This is a genomic window from Sphingomonas sinipercae (assembly GCF_011302055.1).
GTDB classification, from domain to species: Bacteria; Pseudomonadota; Alphaproteobacteria; order Sphingomonadales; family Sphingomonadaceae; genus Sphingomicrobium; species Sphingomicrobium sinipercae.
This window is the reverse complement of sequence record NZ_CP049871.1, coordinates 1,689,760-1,714,799: the sequence shown is the minus strand read 5'-3', so window position 1 is coordinate 1,714,799 and position 25,040 is coordinate 1,689,760. Positions and strand designations below refer to the sequence as shown.

Sequence of the window (25,040 nt, the reverse complement as noted above, 5' to 3'; positions counted from 1 at the left end):
CTGAACGGTTAGCGCGAGATGCCTAAGGAAAGACTAACCGTGCTCGCCTCGGCATGGCGCGGACGGCGCCGGCAGGCGGGAGGCCAGTTCATATGTATCCAGACTGGTGCGACTACGGACCCGATAATGCGACATTAGGTCGGCAAAGTCAGGACTGCGCGCATAGAAGGCCAGAATGTCGAACCCTGCTTCGCCAGGTCGCGGGCGCATGACGATGATGCGGCGGGGCGGCATGCAGGTGAAATCCGCAACGGTTTCGGCAACGATCTGGTGACCAAGTGCGGTCACGCGCGGGTCTGGTCGCGGCGAGCGCTCGTTGTCGGCGATCGCCTGCATTTGCCAGAACCCGTTGTAGCGCGAGGGATAAAGGTAGCCGCCTTGCAGGGTCACCGACCAAGGGACCGCAGTCTCTGCTGTGATGAATGCAACTGTGTCGCCCTTGCGGAGGCCGGCGACGGCCTCCGCAAGGTCCGGCTGCCATTCAGGGATTTGTCTAGTCTCCTGCGCGGAAATACCTATCGGTAGGAGCAAGGCCGCGGGTACGAGAACTCGAAGAAGAGGGGCGGCCGGGGCCTCTGCAAGCCGGGCCGCCAAGGCCACTGAACCGCAGCCGATTAGCGGAAGCGCATGGTACGGCCAGCCTTTGAACTGCACGAAATACACGGCTGCAAACACGGTTGAGGCCACAGTTAAGGCGGTGGCTACCGGAACTCGCGCGCTTGCAAGAGGAATGATCTGCGTTGCCGCAACGGCAAGTATGAGCACACCAGCGACGGCATGCAGGTTGAGTAGCACGGCGTAGATGGGCCGGCCGAACACGCCGTAAGCGAGGTGGATCAGCGGAACGATGCGGGTGATGAAATCCGGCTCGATCAAGCAGATCGACCCAACATACGCAGTAATGACGGATGCGAGTGCAAGGGTTTCAGGCCGGAAAAGCCGCCATTCGCGCCGGAGGCTGAGCATGAGCCAAAGCTCCAGCGCCAATGGTACCGCAAGGAAATAATGCTTTAGGGCAAACCCTAGTGCCGCGCCGATCCCGACTGCAACGGCGAGCGAAGAATGTATCGCCTGACCCTGCTGTCGCGCGGCCATCAGCGCCGCGTAGGGGATGGTCCCGATGAGCACGATCTGTTCACGCTGCCCAACGTGCAGCCAAGGCATCGCCGCCATCGCAATCGCCGCGTAGGCGAGGAAAGGAAGGCGACGGTCACGCCTGATGTGAGAGACCAGCCTATCGGTCGCCGCAAGCGAACCAATGACAGCGATGCCAATGAGCAAAACGAGCACGGGCTCTGCCCGAAGCCCAAGGATCGCCGACATTCGCTCGGCCGGCACGGCCATCCAGAACCATAGTGGCGGATTGGTTTCGATTATGTCGGTGTAAAGGTCGGCACCGGCATGGATTTGTCGTGCGACCCAAAGCTGCCACGCCACGTCGGAATCCACCGTTCCGAAAATTCGGACAAGCGTAACCGCGCAGGCTACCGCGACTGCAACCGTGAGCGGCGACAGCGAGCGTGGCGCTCGCCAGGACTGTGCCGCATGATGCTTCTGGACTGGCAAAACGACCGACATCGACCGTCGTGCTAGCGGCCGAACAGTAAATGTCGCGCTAACCGCTTTTAGGCGGCCTCGTCGGCGCCTTCAGCCAAAATGGTGAGACCGCCCGGGCCGACTTCGGCGAATCCGCCGCTGACCCTGATCCGCTCCGGCGTTGCGCCCGCGCTCTTATAGACTTCGACATCGCCGTCCTGCAGCGTCGTCATGTACGGTGCGTGGCCAGCCAGGATGCCTGACTGGCCCTCGGTGCCGGGCACGACAACCATGTAGACGTCTTCGGAACGCAGCTGGCGCTCCGGCGTGACGATTACGAAGTGGAGATCGGCCATCCCGCTTAGGCGTCCTGCGCCATCTTCTCGGCCTTGGCGACGGCCTCCTCGATTCCGCCGACCATGTAGAAGGCGCTTTCGGGAAGGTGATCGTACTCGCCGTTCACCACCGCCTTGAACGAGCGAACGGTGTCCTCGACCTGGACGAACTTGCCGGGGATGCCGGTGAAGACTTCGGCGACGTGGAACGGCTGGCTGAGGAAGCGCTGGATCTTGCGGGCGCGGCTGACGGTCAGTTTATCCTCTTCCGACAGCTCGTCCATGCCCAGGATGGCGATGATGTCTTGCAGCGACTTATACTTCTGCAGCGTCTCCTGGACGGCACGGGCGGTGTCGTAATGCTCCTGCCCGACCACGGCCGGGGTCAGGACGCGGCTGACGGAATCGAGCGGATCGACCGCCGGATAGATGCCAAGCTCCGAGATGGCGCGGCTGAGCGTCGTCGTTGCGTCCAAGTGGGCGAACGAAGTGGCCGGCGCCGGGTCGGTAAGGTCGTCCGCGGGAACGTAAATCGCCTGCACGGAGGTGATCGACCCCTTGTTGGTGGAGGTAATCCGCTCCTGCAGCTGGCCCATGTCGGTCGCCAGCGTCGGCTGGTAGCCCACGGCCGACGGGATGCGGCCGAGCAGTGCTGACACTTCCGAACCCGCCTGGGTGAAGCGGAAAATGTTGTCGACGAAAAACAGAACGTCCTGCCCTTCCTGGTCGCGGAAATATTCCGCCTGGGTCAGGCCCGAAAGGGCGACGCGGGCGCGCGCTCCCGGCGGCTCGTTCATCTGGCCGAACACCAGCGCCACCTTAGAGCCTTCCGGCGTCGGATTGCCGTCGGCGTCCTTGGCGATGACGCCCGCGTCGAGGAATTCGTGATAGAGATCGTTGCCTTCGCGGGTCCGCTCGCCGACGCCGGCGAACACCGACACGCCGCCGTGGCCCTTGGCAATGTTGTTGATCAGTTCCTGGATCAGCACGGTCTTGCCGACGCCGGCGCCGCCGAACAGGCCGATTTTGCCGCCCTTCGCGTAAGGCGCGAGCAGGTCGATGACCTTGATCCCGGTGACGAGAATGGCCGCTTCGGTCGACTGGTCGACGAAGGGCGGGGCTTCGGCGTGGATCGACATGGTCTGGTCGCTGCCGATCGGGCCGCGGTCGTCGATCGGCTCACCGACGACGTTCATGATCCGGCCGAGCGTCTTCGGCCCGACGGGGACGCGGATCTGCGAGCCCGTCGAATTGACTGTCTGGCCGCGGGTCAGGCCGTCGGTCGAATCCATGGCGATGGTGCGCACGACGTTTTCACCAAGGTGCTGGGCCACTTCGAGCACCAGCCGGTTGCCGTTGTTGTCAGTTTCAAGCGCGCCGAGGATCGGCGGCAGCTCGCCTTCGAAGGCAACGTCGACGACGGCGCCGATGACCTGCGCGACGCGGCCGACCAGGTTGCTCGACCCGGCATCCTTCGTCGCGGCGGAACCGGTGCCGGCAGCCTTCTTCGTGCGGGTGGGCTTTGCGGGAGCGGCGGTTGCCATTGTCGTCTTCCTTGCTTCTTTAAGGGCGTTACAGCGCTTCGGCGCCGGAAATGATTTCCACCAGCTCGGTGGTGATCGCGGCCTGGCGGCTGCGGTTGTACTGGATGGTCAGCTTGTTGATCATGTCACCGGCGTTGCGGGTCGCATTGTCCATCGCCGTCATCTGCGATCCGTAGAAGCCGGCCTGGTTTTCCAGCAGCGCGCGATAGATTTGCACGGCGATGTTTCGCGGCAGCAAGGCGGCGAGAATTTCTTCCTCTTCCGGCTCGTATTCGACGGCGGCCGTGTTGGTCGACTGATCGAACGAACCGGTGCCGACTTGCACCGGGATCACCTGGTCGACCGTCGGTTCCTGCACCAGTGTCGAGCGGAAGTTGGCATAGGCCAGGTGAGCGACGTCGAAGCGGCCGCTCTCGAAGCGGTCGATGATATCGTCGGCAATCGCCTGTGCCTCGGCGTAGCCCGGCTTCTTCATCTCAGTCGTGTCGAACTGGCCGACGATCGCCTTGCCGTAGAAGCGCTGGATCACCGGCCGGCCCTTGCGGCCGACGATGTAGAAATTGACCGTCTTGCCCTGGCGCACGAGGTCGTCGGCCTTGCGGCGGGCCGCGCGCACGATGTTGCTGTTAAAGGCGCCGGCAAGGCCCCGGTCGCTGGTCACGACGACGATCAGGTGCGTGTCGTCCTTGCCCGTGCCGGCAAGCAGCTTCGGGCTTTCCGGGCCGATCGTGACCCGGCTCGCAAGCGAGGCGACGACGTCGCGCATCCGCTCCGAATAGGGCCGGCCTGCCGTCGCATTCTGCTGCGCACGGCGAAGCTTCGACGCCGCAACCATGTTGAGCGCCTTGGTGATCTTCTGCGTCGACTTCACCGAGCCGATGCGAAGCTTCAGGGCCTTCAGCGACGCCATGTTATGCGAACTGCTTCCCGAACTCGCCCAGCGCGTCCTTCAGCTTCTTGGCCGTGTCGTCGTCCAGCGCCTTGGTGTCGCGAATGGTCTTGAGGACGTCGCCATGCTCCGACCGCAGGTAGCTGAGCATCGCCGCCTCGTAGCGAGTGACGTCGTTGGTCGGAACGGAGTCGATAAAGCCCTGCGTACCGGCGAAGATCGAGGCAACCTGTTCCTCGATCGGCATCGGCTGGAACTGCCCCTGCTTGAGCAGTTCGGTAAGGCGCGCGCCGCGGGCCAGCAGCTTCTGGGTCGAGGCGTCGAGGTCGGAACCGAACTGCGCGAACGCAGCCATTTCGCGATACTGGGCCAGTTCCAGCTTGATCGAGCCGGCGACCTTTTTCATCGCCTTGGTCTGCGCGGCGGAGCCGACGCGGCTGACCGACAGGCCGACGTTAATCGCCGGGCGGATGCCCTGGTAGAACAGGTCGGTTTCAAGGAAGATCTGGCCGTCGGTGATCGAAATCACGTTGGTCGGAATGTAGGCGGACACGTCGCCGGCCTGGGTTTCGATGATCGGCAACGCGGTCAGCGATCCAGCACCCTCGGCGTCGTTCATCTTCGCGGCGCGCTCAAGCAAGCGACTGTGAAGGTAGAAAACGTCGCCCGGATAAGCTTCGCGGCCCGGCGGACGGCGCAGCAGCAGCGACATCTGGCGGTAGGCGACGGCCTGCTTCGACAGATCGTCGTAAACGATGACGGCGTGCATGCCGTTGTCGCGGAAATACTCACCCATGGCGGCGCCAGTGTAAGGGGCCAGGAACTGCAGCGGCGCCGGCTCGGAAGCCGTCGCGGCGACGACGATGGTATATTCCATCGCCCCGTTTTCCTCGAGCGCGCGGACGATCTGCGCGACGGTCGAGCGCTTCTGGCCGATGGCGACGTAGATGCAGTAGAGCTTCTGGCTCTCGTCGTCGCCCTGGTTGGCCTGCTTCTGGTTGATGAAGGTGTCAAGCGCCACGGCGGTCTTGCCGGTCTGGCGGTCGCCGATGATCAGTTCGCGCTGGCCACGGCCGATCGGAACGAGCGCGTCGAGCGCCTTGAGGCCGGTCTGCACCGGTTCGTGCACCGACTTGCGCGGGATGATCCCCGGCGCCTTCATCTCGACTCGGCGGCGTTCGGAAAAGTCGATCGGGCCCTTGCCGTCGATCGGATTGCCGAGCGCGTCGACGACTCGGCCGAGCAGGCCCTTGCCGATCGGCACGTCGACGATGGTGCCGGTGCGCTTGGCGGTCGAACCTTCGCGGATCGCTGCGTCCGAGCCGAACACGACGACGCCGACATTGTCGGCTTCTAGGTTGAGGGCCATGCCCTTCACGCCGCTTTCGAACTCGACCATCTCGCCGGCCTGGACGTTGTCGAGGCCGTGGATGCGCGCGATGCCGTCGCCGACCGACAGCACGGTGCCGACCTCGGAGACTTCCTCCTCAGCCGAGAAATTCGCGATCTGGTCGCGAATGACGCGGGAAATTTCAGCGGCGCGGATATCCATCATCAGCCTTTCATCGCAGTCGCGAGTCTATTGAGTTTGGTGCGGAGCGAGCCGTCGATCATCTGGCTTCCCAGCCTGACGACGATCCCTCCAAGAATATTCTGGTCGACGCGAGCCTCGATCAGGACATCGCGCCCAGCGCGGCCACGAAGCTGCTCTTTCAGCCTGGCGACCTGTTCGTCGTTCAGCGGGTGAGCCGTGGTCACTTCCGCGGTTGTTTCGCCGCGGTGGTCGGCCGCCAGCTTCTTGAACGCGCGAATGACGGGCTGAAGCTGGTTTTTGCGGCCGTTGCGAGCGAGCACGCCGAGGAAATTGGTCGTGATCGGATCCAGCCCGAGCTGCTCGGCAACGGCGGCAAAGGCGTCGCCGGCCTGGTCGCGGTTGACCGTCGGAGAAATCACGAGCTGGTCGAAATCGCGCGAATCGGCGACCGCCTGGCTCAGCGTCCCAAGGCTGCGGCTGACCGCGTCGATCTGCTTTTCATCGCGCGCAAGGTCGAACAGCGCGGACGCATAGCGTCCCGCTAAGCTGGCCTGAATGCCGCCGGAATTCTCCACGCGCCCAAAGCTCCAAATCGGAATATTGCCCCATGCAGAAAGGGGCACAGCGAGCACGAAATCCGCACGCCCCAGATGGGTTGGCGCGCGCCTAGCAGGGGGTGCGTCGCAGCGCAAGTTGGCAGGCGACGCTTTGACCGCAACTCTTGGGACGCGTGGGCCTTGAAGATGCACGTATAAGCAGGTCATGCAGATGCGAATGATCGAGCAACAGGATGCCTGGTCGGCCTTCGAAAGGCGCGACAAAGCGTTCGACGGGCGGTTCGTGGTCGCCGTCACCACTACCAGGATTTATTGCAAGCCGAGCTGCCCGGCCCGCCGCCCGCGGCGGGAGAATGTCCTTTTTTATGCTGCCGGGACGGCGGCCCGAGCGGCGGGGTTCCGTGCCTGCCTTCGGTGCCGTCCGGACGAGACTGGGCGCGACGCGCAAGCCGTCAAACGGGCGCTTGCCCTCATCGGAAGCAGCGAGGTTCCGCCGGCGCTTGGGGCGCTTGCTGATGCCGTCGGCTACGCACCCCACCATTTCCAGCGCGTGTTCAAGCGCGCCGTTGGCATTTCGCCGGCGCAATACGCCCGCGGGTTGCGCGCCAAGCGGGCGGAGGCCAATCTTGAGGAGCAGGGACCAGTGACGGACGCGATCTATGATGCCGGCTATTCCGGACCGAGCCGCTTTTACGACGACGCGAAAGGAAGGCTTGGAATGACCCCATCGGCCTGGCGCGACGGCGGCCGCGGGCACACGATCCGCTACGTCATTACCAACAGCCCGCTTGGCCCCCTATTCGTCGCGGCGACGGACAAGGGTATTTGCCGGCTCACGTTCGGCGAAGACGAAAGCGCCCTCAAGCGCCGCTTCCCGAATGCCGACGTGCGGCCCGACGATGGGACGATCCGGCCATGGGTCGAGGCGGCGCTGAAAGCGATCGACGCTCCCGCCGACGCGCCGGAGGTCCCGGTCGATGTGCGCGGCACTGCATTCCAGGAAGCGGTGTGGAACGAGCTTCGCAAGATTCCGCTCGGCCAGACTCGCAGCTACGCCGATATCGCCGCGGCGGTGGGCCAGCCGGGAGCGGTTCGGGCAGTGGGCACGGCGAACGGGTCGAACCCCGTGTCCGTCCTCGTCCCATGCCACCGGGTGATCCGGTCCGACGGCACCCTCGGCGGCTACGGTGGCGGGATCGAGAACAAGAAGAAGTTGCTGGAGGCCGAAGGCATCGTCGGCCAGCAGCGCCTCGACATCTAATAGCAGTCGCCCAGGGCGCTTATTCGTCCCCTTCTTCGGAAGCGTCCAATGCCCCCTTCTGGTCGCCCGCAGCCAGCTTGGCGATCATCTTGCGCGCCTGTTCGCGACCCCCGCCACGGTGGGGGCTGTTGGCCAGGGGCGCGAGGAGCTTGCGTGCTTCATCAAACTTCTTTTTCTGGATCAATGCGTAGGCGGCATTCAAGCGCAGGCCCGCGTCCTGCGGGCCAAGCACCTGCGCATAGAGCAAGCCTTCGATAGCGTTGTCGGTCGGCCGCTCCCCGGCCTGGAAATAGCTTTCGTAGAACAAGACCAGCGGTTCCGCTGCCTCGGGATCAAGCTTGTTCGCTTTGACGAACCAGTTGCGAATCCTGGTCCAGTCCGCACCGGTCGAGGCCAGCTCCATCTCTGCCCGGCCCTTGTAGAGCAGCGCCTTGATCGAATTGGGGTCGGCAGCAAGGGCGCGATCCGCCGCGGCGGATGCTTCGCGGTAGTTGCCGGCATCGAACTCGGCTTCGGCAAGGACGACTTGGGCGCCGGGATCCGCCGGGTAGGGGGCGGCTGCCGAGCGGGCCAGCGCAAGCACTTCCTGCGCGGCTTTCTTGTCGACGCCGCGCGTGGACATGATGCGCGCCTTCATCACGGCCGCCTCGCCGGGCCGAAGCGACCGAATCGCTGCCGCTGGGACGTTAAGCTGGGGACCGTTTACCTTGCGATATTGGAGCTTGTTCTTGCGCAGGTAGAGATCGAGCTCGCGGTCCAGCTGGGCAAGATCGCCAAACGCCGCCCGCGCCGCCGCGATCGGTTCGAGCCCCTGTTCGATCCCGCGAACGTAAGTGGTGAGCTGCCCCTGCCGTGCATCGGAAAAGGCGAGGTAGTGCGTCAGCAGCCAAGACCGGCTGTAGAATTTCTCCGTGTCCTCGCCCGTCTTCTCGACAAAGGTCGCGCCGAGAAGGTCGGTCAACTTAGCCTTGTCGAGGGCGAACAGCGCGAACGAGCGATGGTTTGCTGGCATTCCAAGCTGAACGCCGCCGTCCTTGGGGAAAGCGGCCTGGCTGAAGAACTCCGCGAAACCTTCGACGAACCAAGGCGGGAAGGGCGCTTCCGAGTTCTGCAGCAGCATGTGGTGCGCATATTCGTGGAAGAAGACGGCGTCGGCGGTGAGGTCGGTTTCACGGCCGCTGCCGGCGTCGCGCGGAACGAAGGCGACGGAGCCGGACGCGCGCGGGATATAGAAGCCTGCGATCGACGTAATCTTCCCCGTCGCCAGTCGGGAGACGGCGTCGGTGTCGTTGAGCATGTAGATCGTCACTCGGCCGGATTGGCCGACCGGGGGATCGCTCATGTTGCGAAGGATTCGAACCGCCCGGTCAAACTTCTCCAGCCGCGTGGCATAGTCCTGCAGCTGGCGCGGCGACTGCTCCGAATAGATCAGGAAGTGCGGGGTCTTGGCTTCGAGCCACGCCGCTTGAGCTCCGGACGCACAGGCAAGCAGAACGATGCTTGCAAACAACCTCAACACGATGGCTTCCCCTGTTCCTTCCCGGCCGAGCCTGTCCGTAGTAGCCGTTGTTTCTCAACCGTCTAGAGGAAGCTGTACGGGTCCACGTCGACGCTGACCTGGACCTTTGAACGCCATTCGACAGCGCCGAGCCAGTCGCGAATGACGTCCTGTACGTCGAGGCTTCGGGCGGCATGGACCAGCAATCGCTGGCGGTGGCGCCCGCGAAGCATTGCCAGCGGCGCGGGCGCCGGCCCGAACACGGCCATGTCGTCCATTCGCGGCGCTGCATTGGCGATCCTGCGGGCGACCTCTTCGGCTTCTGCCTGCGAATCCGCCGAGACGACGATCGCGGCGAGGCGGCCGAACGGCGGCATTGCCGCTTCGCGCCGTGCTTCGGTCTCGGCCGCGTAAAAGCCGGGGCCGTCGCCGGACACCAGCGCCTGGATTACCGGCGCGTCGGGGTCGTGCGTTTGGACGAGCACCCGGCCGGGCTTGTCGCCCCGCCCGGCGCGCCCGGCGACTTGCTGGATTTGCTGGAAGCTGCGCTCGGCCGCCCGCAGGTCGCCCCCCTGGAGGCCAAGGTCGGCATCGACCACCCCGACAAGCGTCAGATTGGGGAAGTGATAGCCCTTGGTCACCAGCTGCGTTCCGACGACGATGTCGATCTCGCCCGCGTCCATTGCGGCAACGAATTCCGCGGCCCGCGCCGGCGACCAGATGGTGTCGGAAGTGACGACCGCCGTCCGTGCTTCCGGGAACAGCTCGGTGACTTCGTCAGCGATCCGTTCCACCCCGGGCCCGCAAGCGACCAGGCTATCCTCCTCGCCGCATTCCGGGCAGGCCTTCGGCGGGGGCATCACATGCCCGCAATGGTGGCAGGCGAGGCGGTGCATCAGCCGATGCTCGACCATCCACGCGGTGCAATCGGGGCATTGGAAGCGGTGCCCACAGTGCCGGCAAAGCGTGAGCGGCGCGAAGCCGCGGCGGTTGAGGAACAGCAGCGATTGCTCGCCGCGCTCCAGGTTCGCTTCCAGCTCCATGACCAGCGACGGTGCGAGCCAGCGGCCGCGCGGCGGCGGGTCCTGGGTCATGTCGATGGCGCGGATTTCGGGAAGGCGCGCGCCCGCGAAACGCTGGCTCAAGGTTACTTCGCGGTAACGGCCGACCTCCACCATGTGGCGGCTCTCGATCGCTGGCGTGGCCGACGACAGGACGACGGGAATGTCTTCGAACATCCCGCGCATCACGGCGACGTCGCGGGCGTGGTAATGGACCCCGTCCTCCTGCTTGAAGCTGGGCTCATGCGCTTCGTCGACAACGATCAGGCCAAGCTGCGGATAGGGGAGGAATAAAGCCGAGCGGGCGCCGACCACCACCTTGGCTTCGCCGGAGGCGATGCCGCGCCAGGCCCGCCGCCGCTGAGACGAGCGAAGGTCGGAATGCCAGGCGACCGGGGCGCATCCGAAGCGCGCCTCGAAACGCTTGAGGAAAGGCTCGGTCAAGGCGATTTCGGGCAATAGGACGAGGGCCTGCTTCTCCTGCCGCAGGCACTCGGCGATGGCCTCGAAATAGACTTCCGTCTTACCCGACCCGGTAATGCCGTCGAGCAGGACCGGATCGAAGCCTTTGCCCACCCCGGCGGCGAGGCTCGCCGCTGCCTGCCTCTGCTCATCGGTCAGTTCCGGGGGCGCGAAGGCCGGGTCGGGACAGTCGAGCGGGCGGTCGGCGTCGACCAGTATGCGTTCGAGCGCGCCGGCGTTGACCAGGCCGCGAATCACCGCGTCGCTGACCTCCGCGGCTTGCGCCAACTCCCGCACCGTCCCTTGCCGACCTTCGATCGCTGCAAGCGCTTTCCCGCGCTGTGGCGTCATCCGCTCCGGCACCAGCCCGGTGGGCGCATATTCGACCAGCTGGCGCGGGCCATCGAGCGCCGCAGAGGAAGGGAGCACCATCCGCAGCACGGAAGCGAGCGGTGCGAGGTAATAATCCGCTGTCCATTCGCACAGCCGGCGCAGGGCAGGCGGGATCGGCGGCACGTCCAACACCGAAACCAGCGGCCGCAGGCGGTTATCGCCGACTTCCTCGGTTTTCAGCCGCTCGGCATCCCATGCGACACCGATTAGCTGGCGCGGTCCCAACGGCGCGACCACGACAGCGCCCGGTTCGGCCAGCAGTCCGTTCGGCACCCGATAGTCGAGGGGGCCGAGCGCGGCATTCAACGTGACTATTCGGGCGCGCGGCAAAGGCATCGCTCAGCCCATGGATGCTGCTCCGCCGCGACGCAATCCGAAGGACTTGCGTACTTTCCGGGCGGCAAATGATTCAGAACGCAACGTAGGAAAGGTTTTCGGCTGAGGTCAGGATCCGATCGGCCTTACTTCCCCCGGCGCTTCCGGTGGCTGTCGAAATCGAGCACGGCGCTGGCCTCGTCCCCTTCGGGCATCAGGCCCAGGCGGCGCGCGATTTCCTGATAGGCTTCGGCGACGTTGCCCAGGTCGAGGCGGAAGCGGTCCTTGTCCAGCTTCTCGTTCGACTTCAGGTCCCACAGGCGGCAGCCGTCGGGGCTGATCTCGTCGGCCAGGATGACCCGCGAAAAATCGCCGTCCCAGACGCGCCCGAACTCCAGCTTGAAGTCGATCAGCCGGATGCCGATGGCCGCGAACATCCCGCTCATGAAGTCGTTCACGCGGATCGCCATGTCGGCGATGTCGTTCATTTCCTCCTGCGTCGCCCAGCCGAAGCAGGCGATATGCTCGTCGGCGATCAGCGGGTCGCCGAGCGCGTCGTCCTTGTAATAATATTCGATGATCGTTCGGGGCAGCTGCGTGCCTTCTTCGATCCCCAGCCGCTTGGACAGCGAGCCCGCGGCGACGTTGCGGATGACGACCTCGATCGGGATGATCTCGACCTGGCGAATCAGCTGTTCGCGCATGTTGACGCGGCGGATGAAGTGCGTCGGCACCCCGATCGCCGCCAGCGCGGTGAAGATATGCTCGGAAATCCGGTTGTTGAGCACGCCCTTGCCACTGATGGTGCCGCGCTTCTGCGCGTTGAACGCGGTCGCATCGTCCTTGAAATATTGGATCAGCGTGCCGGGCTCCGGACCCTCGTAAAGGATCTTGGCCTTGCCTTCGTAGATTTGGCGGCGTCGGCTCATCGCTTACTGCAGCTCCAGCTTCGGGGAGCGGCGCCTATAGGCGAGCCGCCCCCCTTGAGCAATTCAACTAGCGCTTGGCGACAGCGGGCGCAGCGACCTTCTCGCTAAGGATGCGGAAGCGCTGGAGCTGCGCGGGCACTAGATACTGCTTGGCCAGTGCCTGCACGTCGGCGGCGGTCAGCGACCGGATGATCGATTCGCGCTGCCGGACCCGATCCAGCCGCTTCGCCTCGCTCTGCGCCTCGTCGACGTAACCCAGCCAATAGCTGTTCTGCCGAAGCGACTTGGTCACGCCTTCGAGCATCGGCTGCCTGGCACGGTCCAACAGGTCGGCATCGATGGGCTTGTCGCGCAACGCGGCGGCAATTGCGGCGATGGCCTGGTCGACCTCATCCGCCTTGCCCGGCGCAATTACCGATCCGACCATCAGGTAGCCGAAGTGCGGATAGACGTCCGACATCGTCGAACCGACATCCACGCCGTAGGAGGCACCAAGCTTTTCCCGGATTTCGTCGGTGAGCTCGAGGTCCATGACCTCCGCCAGCAAAGCCAGGCCGAGTTGCCTGCGATAGTCGCTGTCATCGTCGGTCGGCCACGCCGCTCCCACCATCGCCTGGTCAGCGCCGCCGCTATGGGTCAGGACGATTGGCGCGCGGTCGGCCTTGAAGGACGCCTTGCGCGCCGCTGTATAAGCGGGCGCGGAAGCATTGCGGCTGGGCAATGCGCCAAAGCTTTCGGCGACCGCCTTAATCGCTGCGGCTTCGTCAATGTCCCCGACGATTCCGATTTCGATCGGTGCGGAGCCGGCCAGCGGCGAATAAGCTGCGCGTGCTTCCTTGAAGTTGCGGGCGAGTAAATCCGAAGTCGGCGGGACGCCGAACCGCTTGTCGCCATTGGCGAGCAATGTCGGCAACTTCGTCTGTGCCACCTGGCCCGGGGTGGCCGTTAGCTGCTTGTCCAGCAGCGGCACGATGTTGGCCCACAGGCTGTCCGCCTCCGGACGATAGCCGGGGTCGGTGAGGTAAGCGGCGCTGACTTTCATCTGCAGCGACAAATCGCTGGCGATGGTGGTGCCTGAAACGCTGAACGCATCCCCGCTGGTGACTACACCAGCCACGACATCGCGGCCCGCGGTGATGATCTTCAGGTCTTCCAGGCTGTTTTTGGAGGTCGCCGACTGCGCTGAAAAGATCGACATCATCGATCCCAGCCCCGGCTTGTCCATCGGCAATGCCAATGACCCGCCGGCCATCAGGATCGAGAAACTGACTTTTCCCTTTTCAAAGTCCGTCTGCTTGATGTTCAGCCTGACGTTGTTGGCAAAACGAACGGTCCGGATTCCAAGGTCGGCAATCCGGCTGTCGGCCACGACTTTGCCCGGAGCGCCGAAGCTGTCGTAGCCGAAAGCGACTGCGGCCTGGTCTTTCGGCGCCGCGACCGCCAGCTTCGAACTTGCCGCAAAGGCCTGGGCGAGCTGGCGTTCCTCGATCGGCTGCTTGGTCGATACATGCACCAAAGGCGCGCTGCCGGACCACATCCGGCGCAGTTCGGCATTAACTTGCTCGACCGTGATCGTCGGGACGACCTTCGCGAAATATTCCGCGCTGAATGCTGGCGTCGTGACGAAATTCGGTTCGTCGAGCGTCTGGAGAATCCGGTTGGCGAGCGCAGAATGCGTTCGCGCATCCGCCTGTGCCGCTGCCGTCTGCAGCTTGCCGAGCGAGTCCGCGGCCTCCGTCTTCAGCTCCTGCGCGGTGAACCCGTATTTCAGCGCACGGCGCAATTCCTGCTCCGCAGTCGCGATCGCGCTTTTCCACGCCCCGTCCTTGGCGGCCACCGTCACCGATGCCGAAAGCGCGGCATCTTTGTTCTGGTCCTGGCCCATGCCGCCATAAATGATTTCCGACCCGGGTGCGTTGACCAGGCGTTGAAGGCGGCGATTGAACATCGCAGTCGCAAGGTAGCGCACCATTTCGCGCCTGCGCTCGGCAAGGGTATCGGTGGGATTTTCCCACGGGCTGAACGCGGTCAACGTGACCGTCGTTGCCACCGCCGGATCGACGAAGGTGTCGAAGGCCGTGCCGCGCTTTAGGTCGACCGACCCGCGCGGAAGCGGCTTGCCGGCGGTGCCGGTCCCCTTCCAATCGCTAAATTTTGCCTTGAGCTTCTGTTCGATCACCGCCGGGTCGGCATCGCCGACGAACACCAAAGTCGCATTCTCCGGCCGGTAATATCGCCGATAAAGGTTCTTGATGGTCGCGGCTGATGCTGTGCGCAGCACCTCCTCGGTGCCGATCGGCAGTCGCTTCGGATACGGCGTGTCCGGCAATTGGAAGCCAAGGGCGTCCACGACCTGCTGCAACTGGAAGGTGTCGCGGACCCGGCGCTCGCCGAGGATGACGCCGCGTTCCCGGTCGACCGCCGCTGGGTCGAACTTAACCTCGCTCGCGACTTCGCGCATGAGCATCAGGGCAGTATCGATCCGCTTGTCGTCCTTACCCGGCAGGTCGAGCATGTAGGTCGTCGAGTCGAAACCGGTGACGGCATTGGTGTCCGGACCGAATTTCAGGCCCTGCCGCTCCAGGATCCTGACCATTTCGCCTTCCGGAACGTTGGTCGAACCGTTGAACGCCATATGCTCGATGAAGTGGGCAAGCCCGCGCTCGGGCTCGGCTTCCCCGATCGATCCGAATTCAAAGCGAAGCCGTACGGACGCGCCATTCTTCGGCGTCGCGTTGCGCTGGATCGCATATTTCATGCCGTTGGGCAGGACCCCGTACCGGATCGAAGGGTCGGGGACGACGTCGGTGGGCTTCAATCCCCAGGCCACCTGCGCCTGCGCCGGGACGGCGGTCAGGGTCGAGAGCGACAGGGCGATGGCAAGGAATGACGAACGGCCGCAAACAGCGGTGCGCAGAAGCGAAGATCGACGAATTTTCAATGTGATACCCTCCCGGTGCGAGGGCATTTAAGCGATCGGCGGCAGATTTACATAGGCGGTTTCGACAAACGGTCGAGCGCGAAGGACTCAGTTCGGGCGGCGCCGGGCGTGCTCACCGGCGCCGTCCGAGGGGTCAATTCATGCGACGGAAGCGGCGCTCATCCCACGGCGCTGCGAAGTGAATTCTCTGCTGCACCCTGAACACGGCCGCTACCGCACGTCCGAAACGTGCGACTGCGCGGTCGATCCCGGCATGAAGATCCTGGCGTCCCGCTTGATACTGGCGGTCATAAATCTCGTCGACCATCGTCATCTCCTTACCTGTTCCTTCAAAGTGCGACTGGGAAGCCGCCGATCATCGGTCGGGATGCTCCCAGAGCCTGTTCAATGAGATGCAGGCGGCAGTCCGGGCTCACCCGTTTCCAGCTCGCCCGGTCCAAGCGCTGATGCTGGTCGGCTCGATCGCTGTGCGGAGTGAGGACGAGCGATTTCGAGCCGTGATCCATGGCGCATTCCTCCAGCCGATGTTTACCGCCGGCAGGGTCGAGCTGGAGAGGGGAAGCCCGGGTGCCGGCGGTACACTTCACTTAGGCAGGCAATAATCGTTCCGCCAATCAAACGCTCGACAGCGCCGATAAGTGGGCCTTATCGTGGCGTGATGAGGAAACTGCCCCCGCTGACCGCCGTTCGCGCCTTCGAGGCCGCTGCTCGGAACGAGAATTTCACCGCGGCTGCGGCCGAGCTTGGCATGACCCAGGCTGCCGTCTCCTACCAGGTGAAGGCACTTGAAGAGCGCATTGGGACCGCCCTGTTCCTGCGGGAACGGGGACGAGCTCGCCTAACGCCGCTCGGCGCCCGTCTGCTGCCGACGCTAAGCCAGGCGTTCGACGCGATCGAGGCGGCATTCGTTAGTTACGAGGCCGAGGACGAATCGTTGCTGACCGTGACGACGACGACGACCTTCGGGAACACCTGGCTGGCATGGCGGCTTGGCGGGTTTCAGATGAAGCATCCCGATCTGGCTGTGCGACTGAGCACTGGCGACGAACTGATCGACATCCGCAGCGGCGATGCCGATGTCGCGATCCGCGCCGGGAGCGGCAACTGGGAAGGGCTCGAATGCCATCGGCTGTTCCCGACGACCTTCACCCCAATGGCGACGCCGGAGTGCATCGCGTCGATCGAACGGAAGTTGGGCCGCAAGATCCAGCCGGCGGACGTGGCGGATCAGGAACTGATCAATCGCGGCGACGAGTGGTGGCGGCAGTGGTTCACCGACAATCAGGTGGATTTCGACGAGCAGGTCCATCGCCGCCCGGGCGTCCGGCTCGACAATCAGGCCAACGAGGGACACGCGGCGATGGCCGGGCAGGGCTTCGCGCTTTTGACGCCGCTGCTGTGGGTCGGGGATGTCGCCGCAGGCCGACTGGCCGCCCCATTCCCCGATCGCCTGTCGACCCGCCACTGGTCCTATTGGCTGGTGTTTCCCCCGGAACGCAGGATGGTGCCGAAGGTCAAGCGCTTTCGAGAATGGCTGCAGGCCGAAATGGCCGCTGCCGAGGCCGATCTACGCCTTCCGGAAAGCAACTGAACCGCTTCGGAAGCTAAGAAAAAGGCGGCGACACCCGGGTGCCGCCGCCTCTTTTCTTTGGCCTGGTGCTGCGTTTAGCCGTCCATTTCCATGCCGTGCTTCAGCTGGCTCATCTGGTCGTGGCCTTTGCGAACCGACTGATAGGCCCGCTCGACGACTGCGCGGCAGTCGCCGGTCAGTTCGCCACTGCTGAGCGCGGTTTCGAACTTCTCTTTCAGATAATCTTCGCCGGACTCGACCGTGTTGACGATGCTTTCATCGTCGCGCCCCGTGACCGCGGCCTTGAGGTCCAGCCAGCGCTGGTGAGTCTTGCCCATCAGCGAGCCGTCGTCGCTCGGCGTTCCGCCAAGACGGCTGATCTCAGAACGAAGCTCTTCGACGACCTGACGGCGCTCGGTCGCACGCTCGCGGAAGATTTCGGTGAACCGCTGGTTCTCGCTGTTGGAGGCTGCGTCTTCATAGCCGTTGACGCTGTCGATCAGCGTCGTGGCCAGGGTGTTGAGCGTTCCGATCTGTACGTCGTCTGCCATGCTATTTCTCCATTTGGTGTGGGGGGTTGGCTGCTGAACGCTCGAACGGCGCTTGCGGACGCCTGCTAATCGCCGCTTATTGACGATCTAGCGCTGCATTTGCTCATCCTGGCGAACTTTAACGGCCCAAGCTGGCCAACTGATCCGATTTCGCTGCAGCCCGCCAATTGACTCAGGCTGACCGGATTGCCTTAGTCGATTGATGAAGCCCGTCATTTTCGCCGCTACGGCCAGCGCGTTGCTGTTCGCGCAGTCGGCCCGTTCCGGCGCTCCCGCCGCCGCGCCGTTGAAGCCAACCGGCAGCTGGGTGATCAATTTCGACGATGCTCAGTGTGTCGCGGAGCGCGAGTACGGCAGTTCTGGAAAGCCGCTGACCCTGGTGTTGAAGCAGCCACCGATTGGCGAGGTGATGCAAGTCGGCGTGGTGTCGAATGGCGGGCCCAAGGAGCCGGAACAATACCGCGGAACAATCGCATTCGACACGCGGATCGTGAAGGCCAGTGTGCTGACATATCGCCCGCACGGCAGCGTAAAAGGTGTCCGTCTCGTCAACATGCCCCTGAAGCATTTCGCCGCAGCGGCAGGGTCAAAAATATTGACGTTCGATTCCGGCAGTGGCGTTCATTCGACGTTTGAGCTCGAAGCTCTCCCGAGCGTTCTACAACTCCTAAATCAATGCGCTGCCGACTTGCGAACGGTCTGGAAAGTCGACTCGTCTGAAGCCGATCGCCAGCTTCAAGGTGTTCGCGGAAAAGGCCTCGGCAAGCTGATCAGCCCGAACGACTATCCCCGCGATGCGGTGCTGGCGGAACAGAGCGGCACCGTCACGATGGCGTTACTAATCGACGAGACAGGCAAGGTCGCCGATTGTTCGGTGATCGCCACAAGCGGGGTCGCGATCCTCGACTCGCAATCGTGCGCGGTTGTGAAGATCCGCGCGAAATTTGTTCCGATCACGGATTCAACCGGTAAGCCGATCAAGACTTCAGTGATCCAGCGCATCACCTGGAAGTTAGGTTAAACCTCGGCCAGCGCCGTGATGAAGGACCAGGCTTTGAATGGATCAATCGACAGGCAAGCCTCGGGGATTAAGCGCACGCGCCCGTTCCTTGTGCTTGCCGCTTTGCTGGCTGGCCTCGTCTTGGGACTCCTTGCGACCGGATCTAGCGATGGTGCACGATCGTTTCTGGTGCAGTCCGCCGGCCTGATCGGCGAGCTTTGGCTCGACGCGCTGAAGATGACCGTTATTCCTTTGGTCTTCGCGCTGCTCGTGACCGGCGTCGCGAGAAGCGCCGAGGCTGCGAAAGCGGGCCGGGTTGCCGCGCGGACCGTGGTCTGGGTGGTTGCCATCTGTACCGCATCGGCCGTGATCGGGGCGCTCGTCATCCAGCTTTTGCTGCATGCATTCCCGCTGTCCTCGGCGGCTGCCGAGGCGCTTCGCGGCGCGATCGCCGCCACGCCGGCGAAGGACGCACCGATCGCCGGCGCCGCGGACGTCATCCGCGCCATCATCCCGACCAACGTCTTCGCTGCTGCGTCCAACGGCGATGTGCTGCCGCTCGTGGTGTTTGCGATGTTCTTCGCCGTGGCGGTATCGCGTATCGCCGTCGAGCAGCGCCGATCCCTCGTCGGCTTTTTCGAGGCGACCGCCAACGCGCTGCTGATGATCATAGGTTGGGTTTTGTGGGCCGCGCCGCTGGGGGTGTTCGCGCTTGCAGTCGCGCTTGCTGCAGAAGCTGGGGGAGCAGCGTTCGCCGGCCTTGCGCACTATGTCATCTTGCTCTGCGCGGTCGGAGCGACGGTCACCTTACTCTCTTACCCACTAGCGACGCTGTTCGGCGGGGTGCGCCTTGCCGAATACACGCGGGCGATGTTGCCGCCGCAGAGCGTTGCGATTTCGACCCGCTCATCGTTGGCCTCCCTGCCGGCGATGCTGACGAGCGCCCGCGCGCTGGGCGTTCGGGAGGAAGTTGCCGACGTCACCTTGCCGATCGCGGTTGCGTTGTTCCGCGCGACCGGGCCGGCAATGAACGTCGCCGTCGCCTTCTACGTCGCCCACTGGGTTGGTTTTGAGCCAAGCGTCGCACAGATGGTCGCGGCAACCGCCGTCGGCGCGGTGATGAGCTATGCCGCGGTCAGCCTGCCGGGCGAGGTGAGTTTCATCAGCTCGATTGCTCCGATCGCCATCGCGCTGGGCGTGCCGGTCGGGCCGCTCGGCCTGCTGATCGCGGTGGAGATGATTCCCGACATCTTCCGAACGCTCGGCAACGTGTCGATGGACGTCGCGGTTACCGCAGCGGTCGACCGGAGCAGCCGACAAGGTTCAGCGGCCGGCGATTTCCCTGACCCGGTCTGAATACAGGCGGCCGACCGATTGCTCCGTCCCGTCGCCAAGCTTTGCCGTCCATCGCCCGGAGGCGTTGCGGCTGAACCCGGCAATGAAGTCGCGCCGGACGATGGCCGACCGGTGGAGCCGCACGAACAGGCCGGGATCGAGGCCATCCTCGAGAGCCGTCATCGAATGGTGGATCAGCCAGCTGCGCCGCCCCACGTGCAGGCGCATATAGTCCCGCTCGGCGGAAACCCGGTCGACATCGCGCGACGCGATGCGCACCAGGCCGGTCAGGTCGGACGCCCAGAATTCGTCGATCCAACGCGATTTCGAGTCCGTTGCCTGGTTCGGCGTGTCCCGCCGCTGGTCGATATATTCGCGGGCGCGATCGATCGCGCGCTGCAGCCGAACCGGGTCGACCGGCTTCATCAGATAATCGACCGCCGCCACTTCGAAGGCGGCGACTGCGAACTGATCGAACGCGGTCACAAAGACGACCGCCGGGGCGGGCCGCTGCGCGGCGAGCGAGCGAGCTACGGCGATGCCGTCGAGTCCGGGCATGGCAATGTCGAGCAGCAACACGTCAGGGGACAATTCCTCGGACAGCGTCAGCGCCGCTTCCCCGTCGCTGGCGGTCCCGACCAGGCGCGCGCCGTTCGCGCGGGCGAGAAGCAGCTGCAGCCGTTCGGCCGCCAGCGGCTCGTCGTCGGCGATCAGGACGCGTAGCGGCTGCGCCTCAACCACGGTTGTCCACCGGCAGGGTTAGAGCGACGCGATAGCCGCCATCGTTGGTCGGGCCGAAGTTGCACTGGGCCCGCGAGCCAAAGCGCGCGTGCAGGCGCTGGCAAACATTGGCCAGGCCAAGCCCCGTTCCTTCATGTGTTGCGGCCGCCAGCCGCTTGGGACCCGGCTTGAGCAGCCGGTTGGTCACGCTGACGCGTATCCGGCGATCTTCCAGCAGTTCGGCGTGAATTCGGATGAGCACTTTATCGCGCGACGTGGCGACCCCGTATTTGATCGCATTCTCGACAATCGGCTGCAGGATCAGCGCGGGCAGCGCCGCCGTGCTGAGTTCTTCCGGAACCTCGATCTCGACCTGCAGGCGATCGGGGAAGCGCGTGGTTTCGATATCTAGGTACAGGCGCTGAAGATCGATTTCCTGCGCTAGGGTGACGTCCGCGGCGGGGTCGAGCGAGAGGCTGTGGCGGAAGAAAGTCGACAGGGCGAGGAGCATCGCCTCAGCGCGGTCGCTGCGGCCGGTCATCACCAGCGAGGATAAGGAGTTGAGCGTATTGAACAGGAAGTGCGGGTTCACCTGGTAGCGGAGTGCTCGAACCTGGGCCGCTTGGGCCGCCGCTTCTGCATCGACGGCGCGGCTAAGCGCTTCGTGGGCTTCCCGCTGGGCCAGGGTCGCGATGTAAAAGGCGCTCCAGGCGGCGAAGAAGAAGAACCAGATGACCGCCGCGTCGGCCGCATACCGAAGGCGCTCCATCGGCTCCAGTTGCGCGAGTTTCGGGAGGGTAAGGACCAGCGGTTCGGTTGCCTGCCGTTCAATCCGCATCGACCGGCCGTCGACGATGACCATGCCTTCCTTGGCCGGAAAGCGGAATTCTTCCCGGCTCGGCCGCAGCAAATCCTCCAGACCCATCAGGATTCCGGCCATGGCGCAGGCTGCAATGGCGGACGCGACGCCCGCAATGAGCGCGCGGCGCTTGATGTCCCGCCCGGCGCCAAGCAGCGCGACCGCAAGGTAGACGAGGCCCGTGAGCCAAACCCCGGCGACAATCGTGATCAGCTTGTTCTGCACCACCGCGCCCGGATCGGTGCCGAGCATTGCCCGCGCGACGACGGTCAGGCTGTAGGCAGCCCACATCGCCAGGATCGATTTGCAGGCGAGCGGCCAGTCCGCGAAGCGACGGACGGCCAAGGGATGCTTGAGGGGGCGCATGGCCTGACTTTAGCGGAGGACAGTGGCCGGTGCGAGCGGTCGAGCGCTTGTTCGCAGAAGCGCGCCGTCCGCCTGTCGAAAGCCATGCGGAACGGCGACGCGCGGTCGCTCGTTCACCGATCAACTTATGCTGGAGAGTGACGTGGAGCAGGACAACGAAAAGCGGCATCGCCCGCCACCCGTGATCGGAAGCGGCGATCCGCAGCCGGAACTCGAAGAGAAACTCCGCAAGCATCCCCATGACAGCGACGCCAAGGTCGACGTCGGCAGCGACGAATCCATGGATGCGTCCGACCCGCCTTCAGTCGTTCAGCCGGGCCGTAACGAGCCGGTCCCGTCCTCCGGCGCCCCGCACGAGGACTAACCGTCCGGGCGTTGCCTCAAATCCACAATCCACAGTTTTGCGGCGAGAGGTTAATTTCTGGCCTTGCCGCACGCATCCCCCTCTGATTCAATGTGAATGGGGGTGGGACGCGTGGTTAAGCTATATGCAACCAACACAGCCGCATGATCCCGCTAGGCAAAAGGAGTCGGGGTCATGATCACGAGGACCAGCCAGCCGGCTAACGGCGCGTTGCTGCTCTCCGAGATGAAGGAGTTCGGTGGTTTCTCGAAGGCGACGCAGCGGTACATCCGCCGCTCGCTGGACGTTGCCTACGGCCGTCGCGATGCCATCGAATGCTGGGCCCGCGATGAAGCGGAAGCTGCGTCCATCCGTGCCCAGGCCCGCTTGTACAAGCAGCTCGATCACCTGCGGATGCAGGTTCCGGACGACAGCGGCCTGGACATGATCGAGCCCTTTCTCGGTACGCTGATCACCTTGTCCGCCTTCGACCTCGGCCAGGACCGGTTGCCGAATTTCCCGGCCTACCGTTTCCTTTACGAGCGCCTGGTCGGTGCCGCTGCCCGCGCATGGCTGCCCGCTGCATTCTGTGCCGCCGCCGCGCTTCCGCACCTCCACCCGGACCGGCGCCGGACCTTGCTGCAGTCGATCAGCGAAAGCGCCGCGACCGCGCCTGGCTGGTCGAACCGGGAGCCCGCGTTCTGGCCGGAGTGGGTCGAAAAGGTCGACTTTCCCGCCGCAGCCTAGGTGCCGACGCGCTTGAGCGAAGGGTAGGTTTCGGCCAGCTGCCGGATCGAGTCCTTCGCATTCTTGTGATGGACGAAGATGCCGCCCGCATCTTCCCATAGCTGCCGGTGGTTTTCCCGATCGTCGACGAGGACGTCTCCCGGCGCCATGTGCAGGTGCTTGTTTCGCGCCATTGTCGTGACGATCGGAACGCCGGGGAAATGCTCGGCCGCCCAGCGTTCCTTTTGCGGGGCCGCCCATTTGCCCAGCGGCAATCCCGTCAGGATCGTCGGTTTGAGGTGCTCGACCGCCGCGAACAGCTCCTGGGCATCGGGCATCTCGGGCAAGTCGCCGTAGAAATTGCCGTGCCGCGCGAGGCGCTTCCAGAATTCGCCGTTGCCATGCCGCTTCTGGAAGGCGGCGGGAAGCATCCCGAGCAGCGCCTTGGCCCCCGCATCGAAATCGGCGAGCACCCCGTCGCAGTCGAGGAACAGGTGCGGTTGCTTCGTGCCCATCAGAACCGGGCCGGCCGAAGCGAGATTAGGATGGGCTGCTCGATTGCCTCCCAGCCGAGATCCCGGAGCACATCATTGCTTTCGCGCGCGCGGCGCGTCGGGCCGAGCGACCAGGTGACGTGGTAGGTCGACCCATCGACCCGGTCGGTAGAGCCGTTGATCGTCACCACCAGCGCTTCGACGCCCTTCTGATCGTCGACAAGCCCGACGACCTCTGCCCGGACCTCGGGCGGGAGCGGCGTTTGATCCGTCGCGCCGCTGCTCAGAGTCACGTGGTGTGCGACGGTTTTCTCATAGGCTGGCGTAAAACGGTCGAGCAGCCGCTCGCGGCAATCTTCGTCCAGCAGCCAACCGATCACGGTCCCGGGTTGTGCCATCACCGCCCGACGCTGAACTTCAATTTCAGTTCCGCTGCCCAAGCCGCCGGACGAGGTCGGCCGCGAATTCGCTGAGCGAATCGTCGCGCGCGCCCATGATGACGATCCGGTCGCCATCCGCCGCCTCGCCCAGGAGGCGCTCGCCGATGACCGATCGCTCGGGCAGATGCTCGGCATTGCCGCCTTCCTCCCCAATGCGCCGTGCAAGCCAGTCCGAGCCTCGGCTCTTCTCGACCGTGCCGCCCTGATAGACCGGGTCGGGCAGGAACAGCCGGTCGTCCGGGGCCATCCCGCGCGCGAAACTCGCTGCCAGCTCGTCGCCCATTTTGGCGATCGGCCCGAAACCATGCGGCTGGAACATCAGCAACAGCCGGCCGGGCTGCGCGCGCAGCGTCGCCAGGGTGGCGTCGATCTTGTCGGGATTGTGCGCGAAATCATCGATGACCGTGACTCCGGCGGCCGCGCCGACCAGCTCCAGGCGCCGCCGAAGGCCGGCAAAGCGCGCGAGGGCAGCCGCAGCCTCCGCCGCTTCGACGCCAATCGCCGAGGTCGCCGCAATGGCCGCGAGCGCGTTCGAGACGTTGTGGCGACCGGGCACCGCCAACCGCACCTCGTGCCTTTCGCCTCCGCTGTCGAGCGCGAAGGTCGCGCCGTCGGGAAGCAGCTCGATGTGGCGCGCGGCGAGATCGGCGCCAGGCGCGTCGAGGCCGTAGGTCACTCGCCGTTCGGCCGGCAGCGCTTCGGCCAGCGCTCGCGTTTCGGGATCGTCGAGGTTGAGCACGCATTTGCGCGACGCGGCGAGGAAGCCGGCGAACAGCCCGCGCAGTTCATCAATTTCCTTGTGATCGAGCGTGACGTTGGTCAGGACCGCTACTTCAGGCCGGTAGAGCGCGATCGAACCGTCGCTTTCATCGACTTCGCTGACGAACAGTCCAGGATCGCCGACCACCGCGCTTGCGAAAGGCTCCGAAGGGGACGCGAAGTTCTTCATGACCGCGCCGTTCATTACCGTCGGCTGCCGGCCGCAGGCGTGAAGGATCCAGCCGATCATGCCGGTCACGGTCGATTTTCCGCTGGTGCCGCCGACGGCGATGCTGTGCTCGGCCTGGTTGAGCAGCTGTGCCAGCAATTCCGGTCGCCGCAGTTGCTGCAGCTTCAACTCACGCGCCCTGACCACGTCCGGAACCGTGTCCTCGACCGCGGCGGACGTGACCAGGATCGAGCCTTCGGCAAGCCCGGAGCCATCCTGCGCGTGCAGCGCAATGCCAAGCGCGCGAAGGTGATCGAACTTCTGGGGCGTTCGCCCGGCGTCGAGCGAACGGTCGGATCCCGAGACGGCTGCGCCGGACGCGCGCAGGATACAGGCGAGGGGGAGCATGCCGCTGCCGCCGATGCCGCTGAAGAAGTAGCTGGATTTGCTCAT

At 64.6% G+C, this 25,040-nt stretch carries 23 protein-coding genes; 6 read left to right on the top strand and 17 right to left on the bottom strand.

Annotated elements, in window-relative coordinates:
* Window positions 1–33: 33 nt before the first annotated feature.
* From G7078_RS08935 to G7078_RS08910, 6 genes are read right to left on the bottom strand one after another with little or no spacing between them, the layout of a single operon-like run.
* On the bottom strand, window positions 34–1,578 hold the full coding sequence (locus G7078_RS08935; protein ID WP_166095213.1) for a hypothetical protein: 1,545 nt from the start codon (window positions 1,576–1,578) through the stop codon (window positions 34–36).
* Between the two features lie 47 nt (window positions 1,579–1,625).
* Window positions 1,626–1,892: an ATP synthase F1 subunit epsilon gene (locus G7078_RS08930; RefSeq protein WP_166095211.1), complete on the bottom strand. Its 267-nt coding sequence runs from the start codon at window positions 1,890–1,892 to the stop codon at window positions 1,626–1,628.
* A 5-nt stretch (window positions 1,893–1,897) separates the two neighbouring features.
* Window positions 1,898–3,415 carry a F0F1 ATP synthase subunit beta gene (gene atpD, locus G7078_RS08925; protein WP_246166336.1) on the bottom strand — a complete coding sequence of 506 codons (1,518 nt, stop codon included), beginning with the start codon at window positions 3,413–3,415 and terminating at the stop codon, window positions 1,898–1,900.
* 28 nt (window positions 3,416–3,443) lie between these two features.
* On the bottom strand, window positions 3,444–4,325 hold the full coding sequence (locus G7078_RS08920) for a F0F1 ATP synthase subunit gamma (protein WP_166095208.1): 882 nt from the start codon (window positions 4,323–4,325) through the stop codon (window positions 3,444–3,446).
* Between the two features lies 1 nt (window position 4,326).
* Window positions 4,327–5,856 carry a F0F1 ATP synthase subunit alpha gene (atpA, locus tag G7078_RS08915; RefSeq protein WP_166096302.1) on the bottom strand — a complete coding sequence of 510 codons (1,530 nt, stop codon included), beginning with the start codon at window positions 5,854–5,856 and terminating at the stop codon, window positions 4,327–4,329.
* A 2-nt stretch (window positions 5,857–5,858) separates the two neighbouring features.
* Window positions 5,859–6,413: a F0F1 ATP synthase subunit delta gene (locus G7078_RS08910; RefSeq protein WP_166095206.1), complete on the bottom strand. Its 555-nt coding sequence runs from the start codon at window positions 6,411–6,413 to the stop codon at window positions 5,859–5,861.
* 199 nt (window positions 6,414–6,612) lie between these two features.
* On the opposite strand from G7078_RS08910, the gene G7078_RS08905 reads away from it, so the two are divergent.
* Window positions 6,613–7,656: a bifunctional transcriptional activator/DNA repair enzyme AdaA gene (locus G7078_RS08905; protein ID WP_166095202.1), complete on the top strand. Its 1,044-nt coding sequence runs from the start codon at window positions 6,613–6,615 to the stop codon at window positions 7,654–7,656.
* A gap of 19 nt (window positions 7,657–7,675) precedes the next feature.
* On the opposite strand, the gene G7078_RS08900 is transcribed toward G7078_RS08905, so the two are convergent.
* The 5 genes from G7078_RS08900 to G7078_RS08880 form a co-directional block, all read right to left on the bottom strand.
* On the bottom strand, window positions 7,676–9,175 hold the full coding sequence (locus tag G7078_RS08900) for a tetratricopeptide repeat protein (RefSeq protein WP_166095198.1): 1,500 nt from the start codon (window positions 9,173–9,175) through the stop codon (window positions 7,676–7,678).
* A 62-nt stretch (window positions 9,176–9,237) separates the two neighbouring features.
* Window positions 9,238–11,406, bottom strand: coding sequence for a primosomal protein N' (locus G7078_RS08895; protein ID WP_166095195.1), 2,169 nt, complete (start codon window positions 11,404–11,406; stop codon window positions 9,238–9,240).
* Window positions 11,407–11,531: 125 nt separating this feature from the next.
* The gene (gene purC, locus G7078_RS08890) at window positions 11,532–12,314 is read right to left on the bottom strand and encodes a phosphoribosylaminoimidazolesuccinocarboxamide synthase (RefSeq protein ID WP_166095192.1); all 783 of its coding nucleotides are present in this window, start codon (window positions 12,312–12,314) and stop codon (window positions 11,532–11,534) included.
* 67 nt (window positions 12,315–12,381) lie between these two features.
* Window positions 12,382–15,255 carry a M16 family metallopeptidase gene (locus G7078_RS08885; RefSeq protein WP_166095190.1) on the bottom strand — a complete coding sequence of 958 codons (2,874 nt, stop codon included), beginning with the start codon at window positions 15,253–15,255 and terminating at the stop codon, window positions 12,382–12,384.
* A 133-nt stretch (window positions 15,256–15,388) separates the two neighbouring features.
* Window positions 15,389–15,562 carry a hypothetical protein gene (locus G7078_RS08880; protein WP_166095187.1) on the bottom strand — a complete coding sequence of 58 codons (174 nt, stop codon included), beginning with the start codon at window positions 15,560–15,562 and terminating at the stop codon, window positions 15,389–15,391.
* Between the two features lie 351 nt (window positions 15,563–15,913).
* Here G7078_RS08880 and G7078_RS08875 point away from each other — a divergent pair, with 351 nt between their 5' ends.
* Window positions 15,914–16,846, top strand: a complete 933-nt coding sequence (locus tag G7078_RS08875; protein WP_166095185.1) for a LysR substrate-binding domain-containing protein — start codon at window positions 15,914–15,916, stop codon at window positions 16,844–16,846.
* A gap of 74 nt (window positions 16,847–16,920) precedes the next feature.
* On the opposite strand, the gene G7078_RS08870 is transcribed toward G7078_RS08875, so the two are convergent.
* Window positions 16,921–17,376, bottom strand: coding sequence for a ferritin-like domain-containing protein (locus G7078_RS08870; RefSeq protein WP_166095183.1), 456 nt, complete (start codon window positions 17,374–17,376; stop codon window positions 16,921–16,923).
* Window positions 17,377–17,578: 202 nt separating this feature from the next.
* Here G7078_RS08870 and G7078_RS08865 point away from each other — a divergent pair, with 202 nt between their 5' ends.
* On the top strand, window positions 17,579–18,397 hold the full coding sequence (locus tag G7078_RS08865) for an energy transducer TonB (RefSeq protein WP_166095180.1): 819 nt from the start codon (window positions 17,579–17,581) through the stop codon (window positions 18,395–18,397).
* An 18-nt stretch (window positions 18,398–18,415) separates the two neighbouring features.
* Window positions 18,416–19,732: a dicarboxylate/amino acid:cation symporter gene (locus G7078_RS08860; protein ID WP_166095178.1), complete on the top strand. Its 1,317-nt coding sequence runs from the start codon at window positions 18,416–18,418 to the stop codon at window positions 19,730–19,732.
* On the opposite strand, the gene G7078_RS08855 is transcribed toward G7078_RS08860, so the two are convergent.
* The gene (locus G7078_RS08855) at window positions 19,700–20,452 is read right to left on the bottom strand and encodes a LytR/AlgR family response regulator transcription factor (RefSeq protein WP_166095176.1); all 753 of its coding nucleotides are present in this window, start codon (window positions 20,450–20,452) and stop codon (window positions 19,700–19,702) included. The two genes, G7078_RS08860 and G7078_RS08855, sit on opposite strands and share 33 nt — an antisense overlap.
* Window positions 20,445–21,656: a sensor histidine kinase gene (locus G7078_RS08850; RefSeq protein WP_166095174.1), complete on the bottom strand. Its 1,212-nt coding sequence runs from the start codon at window positions 21,654–21,656 to the stop codon at window positions 20,445–20,447. Before G7078_RS08850 ends, G7078_RS08855 begins: the two co-directional genes overlap by 8 nt.
* Window positions 21,657–21,798: 142 nt before the next feature.
* Between G7078_RS08850 and G7078_RS08845 the strand changes: the two genes are divergently transcribed.
* The gene (locus G7078_RS08845) at window positions 21,799–22,020 is read left to right on the top strand and encodes a hypothetical protein (RefSeq protein ID WP_166095171.1); all 222 of its coding nucleotides are present in this window, start codon (window positions 21,799–21,801) and stop codon (window positions 22,018–22,020) included.
* A gap of 174 nt (window positions 22,021–22,194) precedes the next feature.
* Window positions 22,195–22,746, top strand: coding sequence for a hypothetical protein (locus G7078_RS08840; RefSeq protein WP_425505243.1), 552 nt, complete (start codon window positions 22,195–22,197; stop codon window positions 22,744–22,746).
* On the opposite strand, the gene G7078_RS08835 is transcribed toward G7078_RS08840, so the two are convergent.
* The 3 genes from G7078_RS08835 to G7078_RS08825 are packed head-to-tail and all read right to left on the bottom strand — an operon-like array spanning window position 22,743 to window position 25,040.
* Entirely contained in the window at window positions 22,743–23,240 is a 498-nt protein-coding gene (locus G7078_RS08835; protein WP_166095169.1) for a 5' nucleotidase, NT5C type, read from the bottom strand. The genes G7078_RS08840 and G7078_RS08835 overlap by 4 nt on opposite strands.
* Window positions 23,240–23,617: a hypothetical protein gene (locus G7078_RS08830; protein ID WP_166095167.1), complete on the bottom strand. Its 378-nt coding sequence runs from the start codon at window positions 23,615–23,617 to the stop codon at window positions 23,240–23,242. The genes G7078_RS08835 and G7078_RS08830 overlap by 1 nt, the downstream gene beginning before the upstream one ends.
* A 25-nt stretch (window positions 23,618–23,642) precedes the next feature.
* Window positions 23,643–25,040: a Mur ligase family protein gene (locus tag G7078_RS08825; protein ID WP_166095165.1), complete on the bottom strand. Its 1,398-nt coding sequence runs from the start codon at window positions 25,038–25,040 to the stop codon at window positions 23,643–23,645.